The sequence below is a fragment of the Clostridium sp. JNZ J1-5 genome, assembly GCF_053901425.1.
The window spans coordinates 2,262,540-2,281,899 of record NZ_CM132773.1 but is presented as its reverse complement, the minus strand read 5'-3'; the positions used below and the strand labels follow the sequence as shown (position 1 = coordinate 2,281,899).

18 protein-coding genes and 1 other annotated feature are annotated in these 19,360 nt (G+C 29.5%); of the genes, 3 read left to right on the top strand and 15 right to left on the bottom strand.

All coding sequences use genetic code 11. The features are described 5' to 3' along the window. Positions 1-4 precede the first annotated feature (4 nt). Positions 5-1,102 carry a toxic anion resistance protein gene (locus tag ACWW38_RS11125; protein WP_456257620.1) on the top strand — a complete coding sequence of 366 codons (1,098 nt, stop codon included), beginning with the start codon at positions 5-7 and terminating at the stop codon, positions 1,100-1,102. A gap of 116 nt (positions 1,103-1,218) precedes the next feature. On the opposite strand, the gene ACWW38_RS11120 is transcribed toward ACWW38_RS11125, so the two are convergent. After that, positions 1,219-1,602: a DUF3888 domain-containing protein gene (locus ACWW38_RS11120; RefSeq protein WP_456257619.1), complete on the bottom strand. Its 384-nt coding sequence runs from the start codon at positions 1,600-1,602 to the stop codon at positions 1,219-1,221. 153 nt (positions 1,603-1,755) lie between these two features. Then, positions 1,756-2,457 carry an MgtC/SapB family protein gene (locus tag ACWW38_RS11115; RefSeq protein ID WP_456257618.1) on the bottom strand — a complete coding sequence of 234 codons (702 nt, stop codon included), beginning with the start codon at positions 2,455-2,457 and terminating at the stop codon, positions 1,756-1,758. Between the two features lie 187 nt (positions 2,458-2,644). Here ACWW38_RS11115 and ACWW38_RS11110 point away from each other — a divergent pair, with 187 nt between their 5' ends. Next, a complete protein-coding gene (locus ACWW38_RS11110) occupies positions 2,645-2,830 on the top strand; it encodes a hypothetical protein (RefSeq protein WP_456257617.1) in 186 nt (61 codons plus the stop codon). Positions 2,831-2,931: 101 nt separating this feature from the next. Here ACWW38_RS11110 and ACWW38_RS11105 read toward each other — a convergent pair whose 3' ends face one another. The 11 genes from ACWW38_RS11105 to ACWW38_RS11055 all read right to left on the bottom strand — a co-directional run bounded on the left by ACWW38_RS11105 (position 2,932) and on the right by ACWW38_RS11055 (position 14,940). Further along, the gene (locus ACWW38_RS11105; protein ID WP_456257616.1) at positions 2,932-3,783 is read right to left on the bottom strand and encodes an Mrp/NBP35 family ATP-binding protein; all 852 of its coding nucleotides are present in this window, start codon (positions 3,781-3,783) and stop codon (positions 2,932-2,934) included. Between the two features lie 97 nt (positions 3,784-3,880). Continuing rightward, a complete protein-coding gene (locus tag ACWW38_RS11100; protein WP_456257615.1) occupies positions 3,881-4,705 on the bottom strand; it encodes a hypothetical protein in 825 nt (274 codons plus the stop codon). Positions 4,706-4,929: 224 nt separating this feature from the next. Then, positions 4,930-5,511: a hypothetical protein gene (locus tag ACWW38_RS11095; RefSeq protein WP_456257614.1), complete on the bottom strand. Its 582-nt coding sequence runs from the start codon at positions 5,509-5,511 to the stop codon at positions 4,930-4,932. Between the two features lie 100 nt (positions 5,512-5,611). Next, the gene (locus ACWW38_RS11090) at positions 5,612-7,099 is read right to left on the bottom strand and encodes a DUF7922 domain-containing protein (RefSeq protein WP_456257613.1); all 1,488 of its coding nucleotides are present in this window, start codon (positions 7,097-7,099) and stop codon (positions 5,612-5,614) included. A 140-nt stretch (positions 7,100-7,239) separates the two neighbouring features. Then, positions 7,240-8,085, bottom strand: a complete 846-nt coding sequence (gene rsmA, locus ACWW38_RS11085; RefSeq protein WP_456257612.1) for a 16S rRNA (adenine(1518)-N(6)/adenine(1519)-N(6))-dimethyltransferase RsmA — start codon at positions 8,083-8,085, stop codon at positions 7,240-7,242. Beyond that, positions 8,066-8,629: a ribonuclease M5 gene (gene rnmV, locus ACWW38_RS11080; RefSeq protein WP_456260454.1), complete on the bottom strand. Its 564-nt coding sequence runs from the start codon at positions 8,627-8,629 to the stop codon at positions 8,066-8,068. Before rnmV ends, rsmA begins: the two co-directional genes overlap by 20 nt. Before the next feature lie 261 nt (positions 8,630-8,890). Further along, a complete protein-coding gene (locus ACWW38_RS11075; RefSeq protein WP_456257611.1) occupies positions 8,891-9,934 on the bottom strand; it encodes a ubiquitin-like domain-containing protein in 1,044 nt (347 codons plus the stop codon). Between the two features lie 275 nt (positions 9,935-10,209). Next, positions 10,210-10,977 (bottom strand): TatD family hydrolase, encoded by a 768-nt coding sequence (locus ACWW38_RS11070; protein ID WP_456257610.1) that lies wholly within the window; start codon positions 10,975-10,977, stop codon positions 10,210-10,212. A gap of 24 nt (positions 10,978-11,001) precedes the next feature. After that, positions 11,002-11,340, bottom strand: coding sequence for a hypothetical protein (locus tag ACWW38_RS11065; RefSeq protein WP_456257609.1), 339 nt, complete (start codon positions 11,338-11,340; stop codon positions 11,002-11,004). Positions 11,341-11,685: 345 nt separating this feature from the next. Then, entirely contained in the window at positions 11,686-13,281 is a 1,596-nt protein-coding gene (locus ACWW38_RS11060) for a trypsin-like peptidase domain-containing protein (RefSeq protein WP_456257608.1), read from the bottom strand. A 132-nt stretch (positions 13,282-13,413) separates the two neighbouring features. After that, positions 13,414-14,940: a DUF445 family protein gene (locus ACWW38_RS11055; RefSeq protein ID WP_456257607.1), complete on the bottom strand. Its 1,527-nt coding sequence runs from the start codon at positions 14,938-14,940 to the stop codon at positions 13,414-13,416. A 366-nt stretch (positions 14,941-15,306) separates the two neighbouring features. Here ACWW38_RS11055 and ACWW38_RS11050 point away from each other — a divergent pair, with 366 nt between their 5' ends. Then, positions 15,307-16,056 (top strand): DUF3298 and DUF4163 domain-containing protein, encoded by a 750-nt coding sequence (locus ACWW38_RS11050; RefSeq protein ID WP_456257606.1) that lies wholly within the window; start codon positions 15,307-15,309, stop codon positions 16,054-16,056. A gap of 67 nt (positions 16,057-16,123) precedes the next feature. Here the strand turns inward: ACWW38_RS11050 and metG are convergent, their stop codons facing one another. Further along, positions 16,124-18,064 (bottom strand): methionine--tRNA ligase, encoded by a 1,941-nt coding sequence (gene metG / locus ACWW38_RS11045; RefSeq protein WP_456257605.1) that lies wholly within the window; start codon positions 18,062-18,064, stop codon positions 16,124-16,126. Between the two features lie 90 nt (positions 18,065-18,154). Further along, positions 18,155-18,408, bottom strand: a binding site (T-box leader). 235 nt (positions 18,409-18,643) lie between these two features. Beyond that, positions 18,644-19,129, bottom strand: a complete 486-nt coding sequence (locus ACWW38_RS11040; RefSeq protein ID WP_456257604.1) for a hypothetical protein — start codon at positions 19,127-19,129, stop codon at positions 18,644-18,646. Positions 19,130-19,360 lie beyond the last annotated feature (231 nt).

Sequence of the window (19,360 nt, the reverse complement as noted above, 5' to 3'; positions counted from 1 at the left end):
TTTTATGTTAAACAATACAAACTCAATGAATGAGTTGCAGTACGAGGGTGTTAATTTAGAAAAAGAAACTAATGAAATAGCACTAAAAATTAAAAACTCCCCAGAAGTTGTTGCACTTGCAAAACAACTTGACGTATCTAATGTTGATTCAGTTATGACTTTTGGTCAGGATACAGCAACAGAAATATCAAGCTTTGCAGATCAAATACTACACACAATAGAAACAACCTTCGTTGAAGATTCAGGAGTATTATTAACACAACTTAATAAAATAATGGACAAATTTGACGTAAAGGATTTTGAAGAAAAGAAACAGGGATTCTTTTCTAAATTTATGAAGAAAGCTAAAGATTCTATAGAAGCTCTATTCCAAAAGTATCACACTATGGGTGGTGAAATAGATAAGGTTTACGTTCAACTAAAAAAATATGAATCAGAAATAAATGTTTCAAATAATAATCTAGAAGAAATGTTCCATAAAAATATGGATTATTATGAATTACTAGAAAAACATATCTGTGCTGGTAACATGGTAATTGAAAACTTTAAAACTAATATACTTCCACAGCTTCAAAATAAAGCTGCAACTTCTACAGAACAGATAGATCAAATAAATCTATCTAACGCTATGCAAGTGCTAGAAATGCTTGAACAAAGAGTTTATGATCTAGAATTAGCTAAGAATGTAGCTCTTCAAACAATGCCTCAAATAAAATTAATACAAAAGGGAAACTACAATTTAGTTAGAAAAATAAACTCAGCATTTATTGTAACTATTCCTATATTTAAACAATGTTTAACTCAAGCTATAACATTAAAAAGGCAGGCAGTTCAAGCTAAGGCTATGGCAGCTTTAGATGAAAAAACAAATGAGTTATTACTTAGAAATGCACAAAATACTGCTCTTCAATCTAAATTAACAGCTCAGCTTGCATCAGGAAGTTCAATACAAATTGAAACTCTAGAAAAAACTTGGCAAACCATTGTTCAAGGTATTGAAGAAACAAAACAAATAGAAAATGAAGCAAGACAAAAACGTGAAGATGGTACAAGAAGATTACATGCAATACAAAAGGATTTTGAAAGCAGAATAAGAAAGTAATTGCATTCATAAGTAATATGAATTTAAAATAAATTAAAGTAACTTATAAAAATAGTAGAAAACTAATTATTTTTATAAGTTACTTTTTTTCATAACAAAATTCATTCATTGAATTTTTATAGTGAATCCGGAATTGAATCTTCTGAATGCTTAAATTCTAATATTTTTATTCCTTTGTTTGTATTTATAAGAGTTACTGTTTCTATTCCGTAAGGTGGCTTATGATTACTTTCAAAAGTCTTTATTTGCACTGTAATTTTGAAATAAAAAGACTCCTCTTCTGCTCTTTCTAAGCTTAAAATTTTAGCATTATAAAGATCAAATTGTTTTGGCGCTCCATAATATTGCTTTACAGCTTGCATAACATATGGTGATACTAATGCAATTACAAAATCTTTATATAATTTATCATTTTCACCTTCTGTACTGGCAAAGACTGTAGGTGAGCAAGTAGTTAATATTATAAAAATACTTATACATATAGCGGATACTTTTTTCATTTGTTACACCACCTAACTAACCCTATAAACTTATCCTATATAATTTTAGTATCATAAAATTTCAGCTCTATACAACAAAAGCAAATTATTAAGTTACTAATTCCGGGTTAAAATTAGTATGTGGATAAACTCTTATAAATATATTATTATATTTTAAATTATATTAGCTTTTATTACTTGCTCAAATTTATTTAAATCCTCTTCTATCTTAGATAAGTTTGTATGTCTGGATACTAAGATAATATAATAACACTTTTTAAATGGAGTATTTACCTCTTCTCTTCCTATAGAAAACACTAAATCCTTTACCTTAATATTTTTTGATTTAAAATATCTAACTATTTCCTCATTTAAATCCATTTTATTGTAATATTCGATTTCTATAGTTACAGTATTTATCTTCTCAAAAAAGTCTGCTTCAAATCTCTTCATACAAACCACCACTATTAGAACTCCTATAGCTGAAGCAAAGCTTAAAAAATAATATCCCATACCAATGGCAAGTCCAATACATGCCGTTATCCAGATGCTTGCCGCTGTAGTCAATCCTTTTACAGATCCTTTATCATGAATAATAGTTCCTACTCCTAAAAATCCTATACCCGATATTACCTGGGCTCCAAGTCTTCCCATATCTCCTTTTAATGCATCAGCTAATTCTGGATTACTTATTATCATCTTTGATGTGTCATCAATAATTTTTACCTGTATCATAGATACAACTGCTGCTCCAACGCAAACTAAAATGTGAGTTCTAAAGCCTGCTGGCCTATTTTTAAATTCTCTTTCATAACCTAAAATCCCGCCTATTAAAATAGCAACTCCAATCCTTAATAATATTTCATAGTTGCTCATAAAAAATCAACAACCCCTCTTCATTTACTATTTTAAAATGATTGTCTTTTATAATATTCCCTATAGATTAAGATGTTAATTCTATATTTAATATTTTTGCAGTATTTAATTTATTTTCTATACGAATAATAGAGCTAAAATTACCAAGACTATATAGTAAATAAATTAAGAAAGGGAAAATGTGTATATGTTAGGAAAAATTTTAGAAATGAATAAAATAGAAGCTTTAGTAGCATTTAAGGGAGGGTCTATCACAAATGTAAACTTATCCCAAATTCCTCCTTATGCAAATATAGGAGATACTGTAGATATTAATTTAAATTCTCCTACAGGATCAATGACCAACAATAGAATGAATGATTTTTTTATTTAGAGATTTTACATCTAATTATATAATAATGTTAGCAGCATTATTTTAATAGATTAAAATAATAGGTAGTTTACTCTCTTTAAGAGTAAACTACCTATTTATTTCTACTTATTACCTAACTTTTTCATAAAATTATTGAAAAATTCATCGTATTCTTCTGAATTCTTTATGAAATCTTCCATCTGTCCTTTTTCTAAACTTTCAACCATATCAAGATTTATTGGCATCTCTGCAAGAAGTGGTGCTCCTAGGTATTCAGCATGTTCTTCAGCAGGCTTTTTACTAAATACTCTAATCTTTTCTCCACAGCTTCCACATTTAATGTAGGACATATTTTCTACTACTCCTAGTAATTCTATATCCATTTTTTCTATCATAACTACAACTTTTTTAACTATCATAGATACCATGTCTTGAGGAGTTGATACTACAACCATTCCCGTTAAAGGCATAGTTTGCATAATTGTTAAAGCTATATCTCCTGTTCCTGGAGGCATATCTATAAGCAAATAATCAAGCTCTCCCCATATTGTATCACCATACATTTGGTTTAGAACTCCTGTAACTAACGGTCCTCTCCATATAACTGGCTGATCCTCATTCTCTATTAATAAGTTCAGTGAAATAACCTTAATGCCGCTGGCAGTTTCTACAGGTACAAACCTTGGCTCATTTTCACTGCCTTCAATTTGAATCATTTGAGCTCTTTTTTCGCTTATTCCTAAAATTCTTGGCATAGATGGCCCAGTTATATCTGCATCTAATACTCCAACTTTAAATCCCTTTTTTGAAAGTTCAGCTGCAAGTATTCCTGTAACTGTTGATTTTCCAACTCCACCTTTACCACTTATAACTCCAATTATATTCTTAATGTTGCCATACTTAGGAATCATCTTTGAACATCCTTCTTCAGAATTGCATGTTCCTTTACTTGGACAACTATCACAATTACTCATGTACATTCCTCCTATGCAAAAATCATTTTATAGTTAATATTAACATTATAGCACTAAATTATTTTAATAAATAGAATCTGTAGAAAGTTCTACAGATTTAAAAATTTTCTGGTTCCTTATCCTTTGTGAAGCTAAATTTCCATGAATTAATTTGATACTTATTTACAAAATAATATTTTGTTTCTTTTTTAGCGGCTTTGTCATAGAATGTAATAATACATTTGTAAATATCAGTTTTATAACCTTGAGTTTCTATATCCATAGTCACATCATATTTATTTCTATCATAGTTTTTAACCAATTCCGTATTACTACTTAAATTTTCTTTGAAATCTTCTAAGTCCATTGTAAGAATAAATTTTGCCACTTCTTCATCATCAATGTCTATACCAATTTTTTTCTCACTACCTATGCTTTTTCTATAGTCTTCTACAGCCTTAAGCATTGAACCATAATATACATTTTTAAATTCTTTAGGTGTTCTTATATTCCAAAAGTTTTTAATAATATCGTCGTCTAATCTTTTAGATACTATATATATTTTGTCATCACTGTATAAATTACCAGCATCTTTTTTGTCTAGTCCTGCTACATAGTTGAACTTATGTACATTATTTATACCTTCATGAAACTCTAGTGTATAATCAGGTTCTAAGGTTATTTTATTTTTAACTTCCTTTGCACCGGACATTATATCATAAAGATCTTTTATTGCATTTTTATCCGTAACTATAAAAGTAAATCCTTTATCTCTTCTATTTTGTATTACTACTTTATTTATTCTACCTTCATTTATGTATTCAAAATCTTTATTTTTCATTCCAAACCTTAATTTAGCATCATCTAAAGTTGTACATCCTGTAAGAGTGCTGCTTAAAGTAATTATAAAAATAATGAATATCAGCTGTATCCTTTTAAACACAAGTTTACCTCCTAGGTTTTATTACTTTAAATTATAACATACATAAAAAATAATATCTCACCTTTTCTTCCTCTGTACATCATACCATAATAAAAAGTTATTTTATGAAAAACTAACCAATAGATAATATAAAATAACAAAAGAAGCACTAGGCTTCTTTTCACTTTTATATTAAAAATTATAATACTTTCATATATGTAAATCAATTATATAAATTTTAATATTTATTCTAAAGATACTGTTTTTAAGATACTATCATATAATGTTGCAATATCTTCTTTAAAGTCCTTATTCTTCATAAAAAATGAAAATCTTATAAACCCTTTGTTATATTTTATAAAATATTCATATGCTACAAAATCAACATCTTTTGATTTCATTATATATTTTACTAAATAGCCTTTCTTGTCCCCAATTTTAAAATCACTAATTTTGTAATTCTTAATTTTATTTTGTTTTTTAGAAGCTTCTTTGCTGATATCTAAAAAATTTTTTAAGTCATCTTCTTCATTCCATACTTGAACAAATCCGCTTATGCTTAAATCTTTAGAAATAAATTCATTATGATATATTATCTGATTCCCAGGGAAGTCCTTTATACTAGTAGTCCATTCAGATGGTAACTTATAGCTGAACTTTCCATCTAATACTTCATAAGTTTTTAAGGATTTTATATTGTTCTGCATGAAACTCACTGCTTTTAAGTGTCCTTTTACCATTTCACCTGCTGCAAATAGAATTCCCATCAATATAATTAACGTTATGAATACTTCTAGCTTCCTTTTGTTCATTATTATTATTTTCATATTACTCCCCCATATTTTAAATTTAGCCTAGTATAATATATGAAGATTGTTCAAAAAATATCTCAACTAACTGCTTTTACTAAAGCAGTTAGTTGAGTTGTTATCTTTTTACTGGAACAACAATTCTTGAATTTTTAAAGTCGTAGAACATCAACCAATATCCAACACTGTCTTCTCTATTTTCTCCATAATCTCTGCATACCCATGTTACAAAACCAGTGGAACCACCAAACGGCTGGTCATGTACTGCCTTTGTACCTGGTATTGCATATACTAGATATTTCACATCTCCAGTTGAATTGCATTTATATCCCATTAAATAATGTCCATATTTTTGTATATAAGGATAATAACTGATCATTGGATAATATACTATTGTGTATTTATTAAAATCCATATTAGGTGTTATATTTTTTAAATCTTTATATTTAACTTTATGCCATTTGCATTTTCCAACCTCTGGGCATACACCTTTTACTTCCTCTAATCCATATGCTAATGCATTAAAGAAATCTGATAAAATTCCTGTTGAATAATCAGCTTTTTCTTCACATTTATACTGTTCTTTGTGTTCTTTATGTTCCTTACAATATTCTTCCTCTTCCTTATCTTTTTTGTGATCATGTCTTCTCTCTGATTTTACGTCTTCCGATTTTTCAAGTTCTTTTGTATTTTCTTTAATACTTTCTGCTTCTTTTTCATAATCTCTATTTTCTTCTAAATTATCTTCCTCTAAACTATCTTTATGCTCTTCTTCCACATTTCTGCTCTCTTTTGAATCATTTAAATTACTATTTGCTTCTACTTCTTGTTTAAATTCTATATTTTCATTCTCGTCTTTATTTTCTTCAACGGAAGTTACTTTACTTTCTTCAATGATTTTTGCTTTATCATCATTTTTATTTTCTTCAAGCACTTCTTCATTATTACTATTTCTATTCTCTTTAATGTTTATGTTCTTGGAATTTTCTATGTTCTTTTCATATTCGTCAAATATATTATTTTCCTCTTTCTTTTCACTCTCTTCTCTTTTAACTATAATTTCTTCCTGATTAACTTTTTCTTTCTTATTTTCTTCTGCTTTCTCTTCTTGTACAGGGGCTGATTGTTCATTTTCTATAGTCTGATCTTCCTTACTATCTTCAATCCTTTCTTTATTCTCAATTACTGCATAGCTTTTCCAATCATTTAGCTTAGTTCCACTTACAAATCCAGTTAATATTCCATATACAGTGGAACCATCTAATCTTACTATAGATGCACCCTTTATATTTTCCATTGGTATACTGCTATTTGCCACATTTTCAACACTATATTCATAAGAAACTTCTGCTCTTCCATAATCGTCTATGTTAATAGGACCTAATTTTACTAATCTTTTATCGGTTTTTCTATCACAGATAAGCATCATGTAATAAGGATCTTTGCTTTTCTTTAGATTTTGAACATAATATGATATCTTACACTTGTCATTTTTTCTTTCAACTTTTGCATATCCAGTAGGAAACTTATTATTATCTGTTGAATAGCCTTTTTCATCTTCCTGTAATATAATGAAGTATCTACTATAATTTCTTTTAGATGCCACCGATTTTCCCCCCATACAACTTATTCAATTTATTTGTTGAATTTATTCATTATTATAATATATATGTTATATTTTCAAAAAATGAACAAAAACTTTAAAACAAATAAAAAGAAGTTTAGCAGGTTAATAAAAATAACCTGCTAAACTTCTTTTATTTTATATATACTATCAGCTAAAGTTGCAAATTCTTCAATGGATAGCGTCTCTCCTCTTCTCTGAGGATCTATATTGGCTAATTGAAAAGCTTCTTCTATTTTATCGGAATCAATTATACCCAAACTCTTTACTGCATTTCTAAGTGTCTTTCTTCTCATATTAAAAGACTGTCTTGCTACTTTAAAAAATAATTCCTCATCTTTAACATCTACTCTTGGTTTATTTAGTCTATCTAATCTTATAACTATGGAATCAACCTTAGGCTGAGGTATAAAAGATTTAGGAGAAACCTTTCTTATAATCTTTGTATCGCAATAATATTGAACTAAAACAGATAGTGAGCCGTAATCTTTTCCACCTGGTTCTGCATCAATTCTCTCAGCAACTTCCTTTTGAATCATTATTGTAAGTGAATGAAACTTATAATTTTCTTTTAAAAGCCTTGCTATAATAGGAGTTGTTACATAATATGGTAGGTTTGCTACTACTTTAACGCTTTTTTCTTCTCCGATTATTTCATCGAAGTTAATTTTTAATGCGTCCTTATGTATAAGCTGAAAATTATCAAATTCTTTAAGCTCTTCCTCTAAAATAGGAATCAAGTCTGAATCTAATTCTATAGAGCACACTTTTTTAGACTTCTTTAATAACTCCCTAGTTAATGTTCCTACCCCTGGCCCTATTTCTATTATGAAATCATCTTTAGATACTTCTGCACCTTCTACTATATCTTCTAGCACAGTATCATCTATCAAAAAGTTTTGTCCTAAGTTTTTATTAAACTTAAAATTATATTTTTTTACAACATCTTTAGTTGTGACTCTCTCCATTACCTATCTCCTTATTAACCTTATTTAGTGCTCTAATAAATTCATCCTTTTTAATGCCGTAATTATTTAGCCTAGTTATAAATTGTGCAGAATTGCAATATCCTATTCCAAGCTCTTTTCCTAGAGCTTCTCTTCTTTGTTTTGCTTCACTGCTTCCTGTAAGTTTAAAGAAAAATAAATCTTCTGAGCTAAATTCATTTCTTTTTTCCTTTACTTCGCATTTAGCATGTTCTAGTGCTTTTATTATGGTTTCAGGAGATGCATTTTCTACTCCAATATCATCATCCTTAAGGCCCTCTTGCTTTGTTATATAAGCATGCTTTATTCCTTTTACTCTTTTAGATATAATTCTTCTTATCTTCTCTCCTGCAAAATCTGGATCAGTGAATACAATTACTCCCTGCCTTTTTTGTGCTTCTTTTATTCTCTCTATAACTTCTGCATTAATTCCAAAACCACCTACTGCTATTATCTCAGCATCTACTGCCCTTTTAACAGCTGTTACATCATCTCTACCTTCAACAACAATAACTTCTTTTATCATCATAACAATAAAAAGCCTCCACTTTAATTAAGTTATATTATACTAATAGCTAGTTTCCAGGCTTTTAATTCACACTATGTTCTAAAAGAATATATCTTTCTGTAAACATAGCTAAACCTAACAATTGAAATAACTACCATACATAATATTTTTAACTATATATATTATTATGTCAAGTGTGAAAAATAAACTAAAGGCTAAGTTTTAAGAGATTGTTGATTTCGTATAATATCGAAAATAAAAAAATAGAGCGCAAGCGCTCTAATCAACAATATAAACATCTACATACTTTACTCCCCACCTGTAAACATGGTTATCACTATTAAAGTATAAGTCTATCTTATTTCCCTTAATAGCTCCACCAGTATCCTCGGCAATAGCATAGCCGTATCCAGGTATATACAACTTTGTACCAAGTGGGATTATTCTTGGGTCCACAGCAACTGTGCTGTATCCTTCTGTGTTTCTTCTAACTCTTGTCCCAGATGCAGTAATTCCAAAGCCTTTATCCCCAGGCCTCTTGCCTGTATCCTTATAACTTTCTGTATAGGCAGTAGCTCTCATTCTATATTTCTTAGAATAATTGATTTCTCCTCCACGGGAAAGCTTCATAGTTTTTAAAGTTCCCATGGCAACTACTTTATTTGTAGGCTTTTTAATTACTTTTTCTTCTACTACTTCTCTTGATATTTCTTTTCCGTTTTTATAGACAACTTTTATGTTTACTTCTTTTTGTCCAGTTGTTCCTTCTTGTACAACTTTCTTATGTCCTTCTTTTAGATCATGGTCTTTCTTTACTTCTGTGGCAAATTCGATTGATTCAACCTTCTTTTCAATCTTAGTATTCATTCTAGTAACTACTATTTTTAGACCATTTTTAATCTTCTCACCTTTAGCAGGTAAAATCTTATCTTCTTCTCCTAATTGTATTCTTTCTTCAGCTAACATTTGATCAACACTATCTGCATTTGTTAATACAGTCTTAGTTTGGCCATCAATTTCTAATTGAACATTAACAGCTTTCTCTATTTTTATAGTGTCTCCCGATTTTATCTTGCTTTTTAGGTCTGGTTCTACTATATCCTTAGGACCTAGTGCTATATTATTCTTTTTTAATATGTCTTCTACGCTGCTTCTATATGTCATTACACTCATTTCTTGTCCGTCTACCATGATGTTTACGCTTTTCTCCATGTTCAGTAAGCCTACTGCGCCACACACAAATACTAACACAGTTATGAAAAACGCCACCTTAGGTCCACTAGAGAAGTAGGTTCTTATGTTGCCTTTTAATTTTTGTAACATACATAAACCTCCTTGACAAAAGTGCCTTAACCATTATAACCTCTAGAGTTCTTTTCGTCAAATTCAGTATCTTTTGTCCACTTAATAAGTAAATAAAATGCACCATTTGCATAGTTTTCCTCTATCAGTTAGTATCCGTACATTGATATTTTATGAAAATAAAAATGCACTTATGTTAAATGATTTCCACATTTTAACTTTTTATTCATGTTACTTAACCATTCAATGGTAATTTTATTTCCCTATTTTAGAAAAAGTTTTAAGTATATTTTACACTAGTAATTTATTTTTAGCAAGTTTTTAGTATTTTTTATGGTTTTATTTTCCATTTGTTCTATGGATAAGCCCTTTATTTCAGCCACTTTTTCTATTATAAATTTTATATATTCAGATCTATTTCTTTTGCCTCTATATGGTGTTGGCGCCATATAAGGACAATCTGTTTCAACTAAAAGTCTATCTAGCGGAACTTCTTTTGCTACCTCTAACACTTTTTTTGCATTCTTGAAAGTTACAACCCCAGTGAAACCTATGTAATAGCCAAGCTTTAAACATTCACGGGCAAACTCTACACTACCTGAAAAACAATGAAGTACTCCTTTAACCTCTGGAAACTCCTTCATTATTTCTAAAGTATCACCATGAGCTTCTCTATCATGAATTATGACAGGTAGATTTAATTCTTTAGCGAGCTGCATCTGTTTTCTAAAAACTTCTTTTTGAACGTCTTTTGGAGGATTCTCATCCCAATAATAATCTAATCCTATTTCCCCAATGGCCCTTACCTTTGAATTCTTAGTCATTTGTTTTATCTCTCCAAATGCTTCATCTGTAAGTTCATATGCATTTTCAGGATGAATACCCACTGCAGCATAAAAAAAATCATACTTCTCCGCAAGCTTTAATGAATCTCTTGCACCTTTAAGTGATGCTCCACAGTTTAAAACCCCTATTATTTCGTTCTCTTTTAACTCTTTTATGACCTGTTCTCTATCTGCATCAAAACTCTCATCATCATAATGTGCATGTGAATCAAATATCATTTTAACTCCTCCAGCATATTTTTATTATTTATCAAATTTACTTTCGTATTTATACCAGCTATATAGCCTGTAAAGTGCTGGTATGATGCATATTAGTATAACAATTACTCTAGCCTTATTATCTTGAGCTCCTCCAAATAATGAAAATAAAACTCCCATAACAAAAATTATTCCAGATAGTATTGTCCATCTAGGCGTATTTATAGGTTTTCCTAAAGTTATAGATTTAGCTGTTTTATTCTTTCTTAACAGATTAACATAGCATTTTCCATGATAAGCATTAACACTAGTTGATTTTGTAGCTACAAGTAGCTCATCTTTACTTTCTATTTCTTTTCCACATTCCTTACAGATTACCTTCATTAATTTACCCCTCTCATATCTTTTATAACAATTTACTACAACATATTATTCCTTATATAGGTTAAATAAATTAAAAATAGATTACTATAAACATTATACTACATGATGTGATTCTCATATAGAAGGTTTTAAAGCCGCCCTTATTATTTTGTTCTATAATATTATTTTGATTAATATTTAAAATAATAAAACTCCAGCTAATTTTTATTTAGGCGGAGTTTTCTATTAATTAATAACTTATATAAATTTTACTAGGACTGTCCCCGTAAATTCTCTATAAATCCATATATAAATTTTCTAAAACTTGCAAAATTTGCAGGGACTGTCCCTATGATATTCATAATATTAATGAACTGTCCCTCCAATTATTACATATCCTTCTAGTGTAGTTATACTGGCAACTTGTCCATTTTTATGATACCATAATACTTCTGTTCCATTATCTAAGTAAGTAAGATTGTAATATTCCCATCCATATTTTGATAAAATATAATCATAGTCTTCCATAAAGCTTTCTGGAAGATCTTCAATTAAATAATAATACAATACAGAATATCCTTGATCATCTATGGTATAGTCTTCATATTCACCATAAAGTTCAGGCAAAGTGTTCATTAACGGAAAGTAAGTTACATAGGTTTTGGCACTGACAACACTGCTAGGTGTTGACTCAATTTCATTCTTTACTGATGTAACTTTATAATAGATAGTTGTCTCAGGATATAAATACTGAGTATGCAATGAATATTCCGTATTCCATTGGAATAAGCTTTCCGATGTGTAATCATCTACAACCTTTTCCCACTTAACACCATCATAGCTTATATAAACATAGTATCCATCTATATTGCTCACTTGACTCCATTGAAGCCTTATTTCATTATTTGAAGCTGTCCATGCTTTTACTCCTGTTGGAGCTTGAGGCTTAGTTGATGACGATGATATGCCATTTACATCACTTAGGCTCTTAGGATTAAAGTTAGATAAAAATAGCTTTACTTCGTTTATAGGTATTACAAATCCTAAATCTCCTGAGCTTTCGAACCCTGCATAGGTTATTCCAACCACCTGTCCTAACTTATTAAACAGTGCTCCTCCACTAGAACCATGGGTTATACTTGCTGTAGTTTGTATATCTTTATACCCTCTACTTCCAGTTCTATTCAATCCACTAATTATCCCAGGTGAAATAGTATTACTATATCCTTCTGGACTTCCAATGGCTATTACATCATCTGCAAGTTCTACTTTATCTGAATCTCCTAATATAACCACTGGTAGATTACTTGTATTCTTTAACTTCAAAATAGCTATATCTTGCTTCTCATTGTAATTTAATACACTCTCCATCTCATATTTAGTTCCATCCTGCATAGTTACTTTTCCATATGCTGCTCCCTTAATTACATGAAAATTAGTTACAACTGTCCCGTTAGAATTTACTATAAATCCACTTCCAGTTCCTATTGGAATATGATTTTTATCTTCTATTTCTACATAAACAACTGCTTTACCATATTTGCTTACTATTTCCTTTGTAGTAAGTTCTTTATTAGCATCTTCTTTTATACTGTAATTAAATATAATTTCTTCTTTTAAACTTTTATTGTCTTTTGATTGCATCTTATTGCCAATCTTCAAAGTATATTTTTTCCCCGCTTCATATCCATTAGCTGGAGGGTTAACTATAACGCTCTTATTATCCCCTCCTAATTTAAGTTCCACATTTATCTTGTTATTACTAGTATCTGTTACTAAAATATTTTCCTTGGTTAAACTATCTAATTGTACTTCCTTGTTAAACTTTATAGTCCAAGTTTTATTTTTGTCTACAATTTGATTGTCTTTGATATCAATAGCTTGTGCCAAATAACTAGGCATAAATATAATAATAGATAAAAAAATAAAAATTGCTAACGAATGTCTAGTCCTTATAACCACTTAATATACCCCCTTTTAATATAAGCTAATATACACATCTTAGTACAAAAATGCATAGCAAGAAAGTTTTTACTATATTTCTATATTATCGTATGAATTAAAAAAAACGTAAGGCTTTAAAAGTCTTACGTTTTATAACGCTGCAATAACCGAAGATACAAGGCCCATAATGAATCCAAGTAGAGCTCCAAGCCATGTTATAGCACTTAATTCTTTACTTGAAATTTCAAGAATAATTTGCTCAGCAAAGGATACTTCAAAAGAGTTTATCCTATCTTCAACTATTTTACTTATATCAAAAGCTTTAATGAATTCTCCTGCTCTGTTTGTTAGGAATCTCTCGAATATCTCTTCTGCTAATTTAGACGTTACTTTTGATATTTTATCCTCATTATCCTTTGAAACATTACATAAGTTTATCTTCATTATATCATCAACAAATGTGTCCACATACTCCCCTATTTTACATTCAATTTCCTTGTTTTCAGTAATATAGTTAAGCTTATCAGTGATAAAATTCTTTAAAATCACTTCTGCATCAATATTATTATTTTTAAGTAACTCTTCTATAGTTCCGCTGTTTTTTAATTTATTTTCTGTAGCTGTAAATATTTCATTAATTAATTTAGTGTCTATTACTTTATCTACTATTATATTGCCTAATGCTCTAGCATTTTTCTCTTTTCCTTCATCTGAAAGACTTAACAGTATATCTGATAACTTATTTTGTAAAAGCTTATCAATTAAGTCATTTATAAAAAGGGCAATCTCCTTTTGGTTATCTTCCTTGTTTAAATAACCTTCTATAGCCGGTGATAATTTATTAAAAATAGTATCTGGATTTAGAAACATAGCTACTAGAGAATTTACATTACTGCTTATCATCTCTGATAGTGCCTTTTTAATCTTTTCTTGTACGCTATCATCTTTCATTATATTTTTAATAGCCATGGCAATGTCATGATTCCTGCTATATACATACACTTTAATTGTGCTTACAAACCCAATTGGAATAACTTCCTCCAATGTTTTATCCAAATTTTCTAATTCTGATATTTTTCCATCTATAATATTTTGCAATATTTGTTTAAACTCATTTGAATTTTTATACTCTTCAGCCTTTTTCAATAAGTTATTTCTTATATCTTTATAATAGACATTTTCTAATATAATCTCCGGATTTTTAGAAAGTTCTTTTTTTATTTCTTTTAAAATTAAATTTTCAACTTCTTCTTTAAATTTATCTTTTCTTATAGTTCTCAATATAAAACTTGCTATTTTAAGCTTTATATAACCCATAGAAGAATTAAATTTCTCCCCTAATACTTCTTTTAGTTGTTCTCCTATGGAGATATTACTTCTTATTATATTTAATACTTTATTTTCTACCCAGATTTTAAACTTTTCATCCATTCCATTATTTCTTAAAGCTTCTACCATAGTTTCACTAGTCAAAAGATGCTTTCCTACAGCTTCCCCTGTACTTTTGGCAATCCTATCTTGTTCCTTTGGAATAAGTCCTGGTGTAAAAGGTACTTTTATACCAAAAATTCTCTTTTCTGTATGCGGACGAAATAACATCTTTATTGCTAACCAGTTGGTTATATAACCTATAATTGCACCTATTATGGCTGAAAATAAAAATTTTGTATAGGGCATAACTTGCACACTCCCCTTTTATTCTGATATTTGGCTAAATTTTAAATTAGCATTTATATTAGGAAACTAGTTTAAAACTTTTACCATCTATGAACTAGTATTACCAACTAATTTAATCATACCTGTCATTTCAATATATTACAATCTTAGTGGAATTTCAACAATAGTAATTTTACTACACCTGGGTTTAAATTTAAATATGCAAATTAAATTTTCATACAAATATTACATAATATATAGGTAATATTTCATAACCGTCCCCTTTTTGTAACTTTTCTGTAGCTAAAACTTAATTATTTTCAAATAAGAATAAAGTAAACTTATTAGCAAGAGAATAAACTATATATGTATAAGGAGGAACTTATAATGAAACAAATAGCATACCTGAGCATAGCAGCAGCTATAGCAGCTTCTACATCACCTTTTGTAACAACTTCAAACCAAAACTTTGATTCAATTCCTTCCAAAGGCTATGTTAATACACAATCCATTGCTTCTAAAAATTCTTCTATAAACATTACATCAAAGGTCGTAAACACAAAAGATGAATTAACTGAAATAGATTTAAAAATCCCTGTAGTTAGCGGCTTAAAAGATTTAAAGCTTCAGAAAAAAATTAATTCTATGTTTGAAAAAGACGCCATAAGTTTTAAAAATGAAATTGAAGAAATGGCAAAAGAATACTTTGAAGAATGTAAAAAATACGATATTTCAATGCCTAACTATTCCGCTGTTGTTAACTATAAAATTTTATCAAAGGATAATAATTTGTTAAGTATGTACATTGATTATTACCAATATACTGGTGGAGCTCACGGAAGTACTACAAGAAAGTCTTATAATATAGATCTTAATACAGGAAAAGTATTAGATTTAAAAGATATATTTAAAGGCAAATTAGACTATAAGGGCATAATTGATAAAACAATAAAAAATGAGATAATCAGGAATCCTAATCTTTATTTCTCAGAAGATTTTAAAGGTATGTCAGACAATCCATGCTTTGTAATTGAAAATAGCAATTTAATTATATATTTTCAACAATATGAAATAGCTCCTTATTCATCAGGTATTCCTCAATTCAATATTCCACTATCTAAATTTAAAACTAATTGATATTTATACAATTAAGGGCTGCCTACATTTATCTTTGTAAGCAGCCTAATTTATAAGAAATATAATCTTATCTAACTACGCTTCCTGTTGGAAGTTCACCTGGATCTACTGCAAATAATTTATCTTTATCATCTGAAGCTGCAAGTATCATACCTTGTGATAATTCCCCTCTTAATTTAACTGGTTTTAGATTAGCAACTAACACAACATACTTTCCTATTAATTCTTCTGGTTTATAATATTTTGCAATTCCAGATATAACCTGTCTTTCTTCTCCGCCTAAATCAACCTTTAACTTAAGAAGTTTATCTGCTTTTTTAACTGGTTCACAGGCTATTACTTTAACTACTCTTAAATCAATTTTTTCAAAGTCTTCTATTGTAATTTCTGGTTTCATAGGTGCTATTTCTGGAGCTTTTGCTGCTTCTGATGCATTTTTTTGTTCTTCTTGTAATTTTGCAAGCTCTTCTAATTTCTTTTCCACATCTATTCTTGGGAATATAACTTCTCCCTCTCCTACCTTTGCTCCTGCTTTTGTGCCGTCAAAGGAAGCTAAACTATCCCAAGTTGTAAGATCTACATTTAATTGTTTATTAATCTTTTCACTTGTTTCTGGTAAGAAAGGCGAAACCATTACGGAGACCATTCTTAAACTTTCAACTAAGTTATATAGCACTGTCCCTAATCTTTCCTTTTTATCTTCATCTTTAGCAAGTACCCAAGGCATAGTTTCATCTATATATTTATTACTTCTTCTTACAACTGTCCAAATTTCGTCTAATGCTTCTGGAAGCTTTAATGCATCCATTCTTCCTTCTACCTTAGATGGTGCTTCAAGAGCAATTCTAATTAATTCTTCATCTATTGCTTCTTTAGCAGTAGGTGCTGGAATTACTCCCTCAAAATATTTGTTTATCATTGCAATTGTTCTGTTTACAAGATTTCCTAGATCATTAGCAAGATCTGAATTTGTCTTTTTTATAAAGATTTCACTTGTATACAATCCATCTTGACCAAAAGGTATTTCATGAAGAAGATAGTATCTTACAGCGTCAGTTCCAAAATGTTTAACTAATGTTACTGGATCTACTACATTTCCTTTTGATTTTGACATTTTGCCACCGTCAACTAATAACCATCCATGACCAAATACTTGTTTTGGAAGTGGTTGACCTAAAGCCATTAGCATAATTGGCCAATAAATTGTATGAAATCTTAAAATATCTTTTCCAACTAGATGAACATTTGCAGGCCAATATTTTTGATATAATTCATCATTTTGTTGGTCATATCCAAGGGCAGTTATATAATTTGCAAGTGCATCTATCCATACATATATAACGTGTTTATCATCAAATGTTACTGGTATTCCCCAGTTAAAGGAAGTTCTTGATACACATAAGTCTTGAAGACCTGGTCTTAAAAAGTTATTTAACATTTCATTTTTTCTTGATTCAGGTTGTATAAACTCTGGATGAGTTTCTATATACTCAATAAGCTTATCTGCATACTTTGACATTTTGAAGAAATAAGCTTCTTCTTTTGTCTTTTCAACTGGTCTTCCACAATCTGGGCAATTACCATCTACAAGCTGTGTTTCTGTCCAGAAAGACTCACATGGAGTACAGTATAGTCCTTCATATTCACTCTTATATATGTCACCTTGGTCATATAATTGCTTAAATATTTTCTGAACTGTTTCTATATGATAGTCTTCTGTAGTTCTTATAAACTTGTCATAACTTACATTCATTATTTTCCATAATTCTTTTATACCTGCTACTATTTCATCTACATATTCAATAGGTGTAATTCCTTTTCCCTCTGCAAGCCTTTGAATTTTTTGTCCGTGTTCATCTGTCCCAGTTAAAAAGAATGTATCATATCCTGTAAGTCTTTTAAATCTAGCTATAGCATCTGCTGCAACAGTTGTATAAGTATTTCCTATGTGTAGATTTGCTGATGGGTAGTAAATAGGGGTAGTAATGTAATAAGTCTTTTTATTCATGTTAATTCCTCCTTTTTCTTAAGTTGAGAAGATTCCATGTATACTCAACTATATATGCTAATAAAAAAAACCTCTAAGCAAGTATACTTGCTTAGAGGCATAATTTACGCGTTACCACTCTATTTCGTTTTTGCCTCACGACAAAAACCTCTATAAGTGACTCCTCAATCTAGCTAGACCGATTTTATCACCTTGCATTATAACGGTTGCACCCGTACTATCCTAAAATTTTCAGATAGAATGCTCCAAGGCCATCTTCGCAAACTTCCATGCCACCAGTTTTCACCTTTCCTGGCTCTCTTTTAAGCACTTTCATTTACTACTCTTCTCTTCAACGCATTTGTTTTATAAAGAGGATTCTTGGCTTTAGGTGGAGTTTTTTTCTCCAACTGAAGGTTATTAACAGAATTCTTAGGAGTTTTACTCCTTAGAAGTCGTTATCCTTTAGGTAAGCCCTTATCTAGGGACGTAACAGCCGTTATCTCCCACTTTAGAAGTTGGAGTATTACGGATGGTAGTCATCAGATAAATCCTTATTTAAAATATTATGATAGATTACTCAATATGTCAATATTATTATCATCTATCAAAGTAATTATTCCATTTTTCTCTTTCTCTCTGTGTTTTGTATTTTTCATGTATTAAAATTGTTCCTAGAGAAATAGCTATTGAACCTGCCACACCCATAGCAGCTATAACTCTTGAAGTTACATGTCTAGATTTTTGAAGCTGACTTTCTCTATGTATGTTATTTAGTTGACTGAGCACTCTGTATATATCTTTTCTTTCTTCCTGAGAAATATCTTCTCTTTTTAGAACTCCACCTAAAATTTCAGTTACTTTATCTAAAGATTCGTTATTTCTTATGTGTATCTCTTTTTCATTGTCTAAAGCTGTCATTAAATGCTTAACTTCTTCATGGACACAAAATCCACCTAATGCAGCTTCTTCATGAGTTACAAATGCATCTATAAACCTATTTAAGACCTGAGTTAGAGATTCCCCTGCATTAGTAGGTATGTTTCTTTTAAAATTTCTCAATACACTCAATCTTTTCTCAGCCATTTTTACACCTCTTTATTAAAATCTTTTAATAAAATTACCTATATTTCAATTATTGACTCTTACTGGTATTTTAATCTATTATATTATCTTATCATTAATATTACAATATAATTAAAGATATTTTGCTTTAAAGTTATAACAATAAAATTAACCCTTATGTTACTTTTTATAACATTTGATGCGGTATAATATATTATATGACTTAAATTTTATTAGTTTATTTGTATTACG

Bases quoted from the DNA above. Each gene is read 5' to 3' on its own strand.
- ACWW38_RS11125 (WP_456257620.1), top strand. From the start codon at position 5: ATGTTAAACAATACAAACTCAATGAATGAGTTGCAGTACGAGGGTGTT.
- ACWW38_RS11065 (WP_456257609.1), bottom strand. From the start codon at position 11,340: ATGAAGGTAATCTGTAAGGAATGTGGAAAAGAAATAGAAAGTAAAGAT.
- ACWW38_RS11075 (WP_456257611.1), bottom strand. From the start codon at position 9,934: ATGTTACAAAAATTAAAAGGCAACATAAGAACCTACTTCTCTAGTGGA.
- ACWW38_RS11055 (WP_456257607.1), bottom strand. From the start codon at position 14,940: ATGCCCTATACAAAATTTTTATTTTCAGCCATAATAGGTGCAATTATA.
- ACWW38_RS11050 (WP_456257606.1), top strand. From the start codon at position 15,307: ATGAAACAAATAGCATACCTGAGCATAGCAGCAGCTATAGCAGCTTCT.
- rsmA (WP_456257612.1), bottom strand. From the start codon at position 8,085: ATGGAGAGAGTCACAACTAAAGATGTTGTAAAAAAATATAATTTTAAG.
- metG (WP_456257605.1), bottom strand. From the start codon at position 18,064: ATGAATAAAAAGACTTATTACATTACTACCCCTATTTACTACCCATCA.
- ACWW38_RS11095 (WP_456257614.1), bottom strand. From the start codon at position 5,511: ATGAAAATAATAATAATGAACAAAAGGAAGCTAGAAGTATTCATAACG.
- ACWW38_RS11115 (WP_456257618.1), bottom strand. From the start codon at position 2,457: ATGAGCAACTATGAAATATTATTAAGGATTGGAGTTGCTATTTTAATA.
- ACWW38_RS11040 (WP_456257604.1), bottom strand. From the start codon at position 19,129: ATGGCTGAGAAAAGATTGAGTGTATTGAGAAATTTTAAAAGAAACATA.
- ACWW38_RS11110 (WP_456257617.1), top strand. From the start codon at position 2,645: ATGTTAGGAAAAATTTTAGAAATGAATAAAATAGAAGCTTTAGTAGCA.
- ACWW38_RS11070 (WP_456257610.1), bottom strand. From the start codon at position 10,977: ATGATATTTGATTCACATGCACATTATGATGATGAGAGTTTTGATGCA.
- rnmV (WP_456260454.1), bottom strand. From the start codon at position 8,629: ATGATAAAAGAAGTTATTGTTGTTGAAGGTAGAGATGATGTAACAGCT.
- ACWW38_RS11105 (WP_456257616.1), bottom strand. From the start codon at position 3,783: ATGAGTAATTGTGATAGTTGTCCAAGTAAAGGAACATGCAATTCTGAA.
- ACWW38_RS11120 (WP_456257619.1), bottom strand. From the start codon at position 1,602: ATGAAAAAAGTATCCGCTATATGTATAAGTATTTTTATAATATTAACT.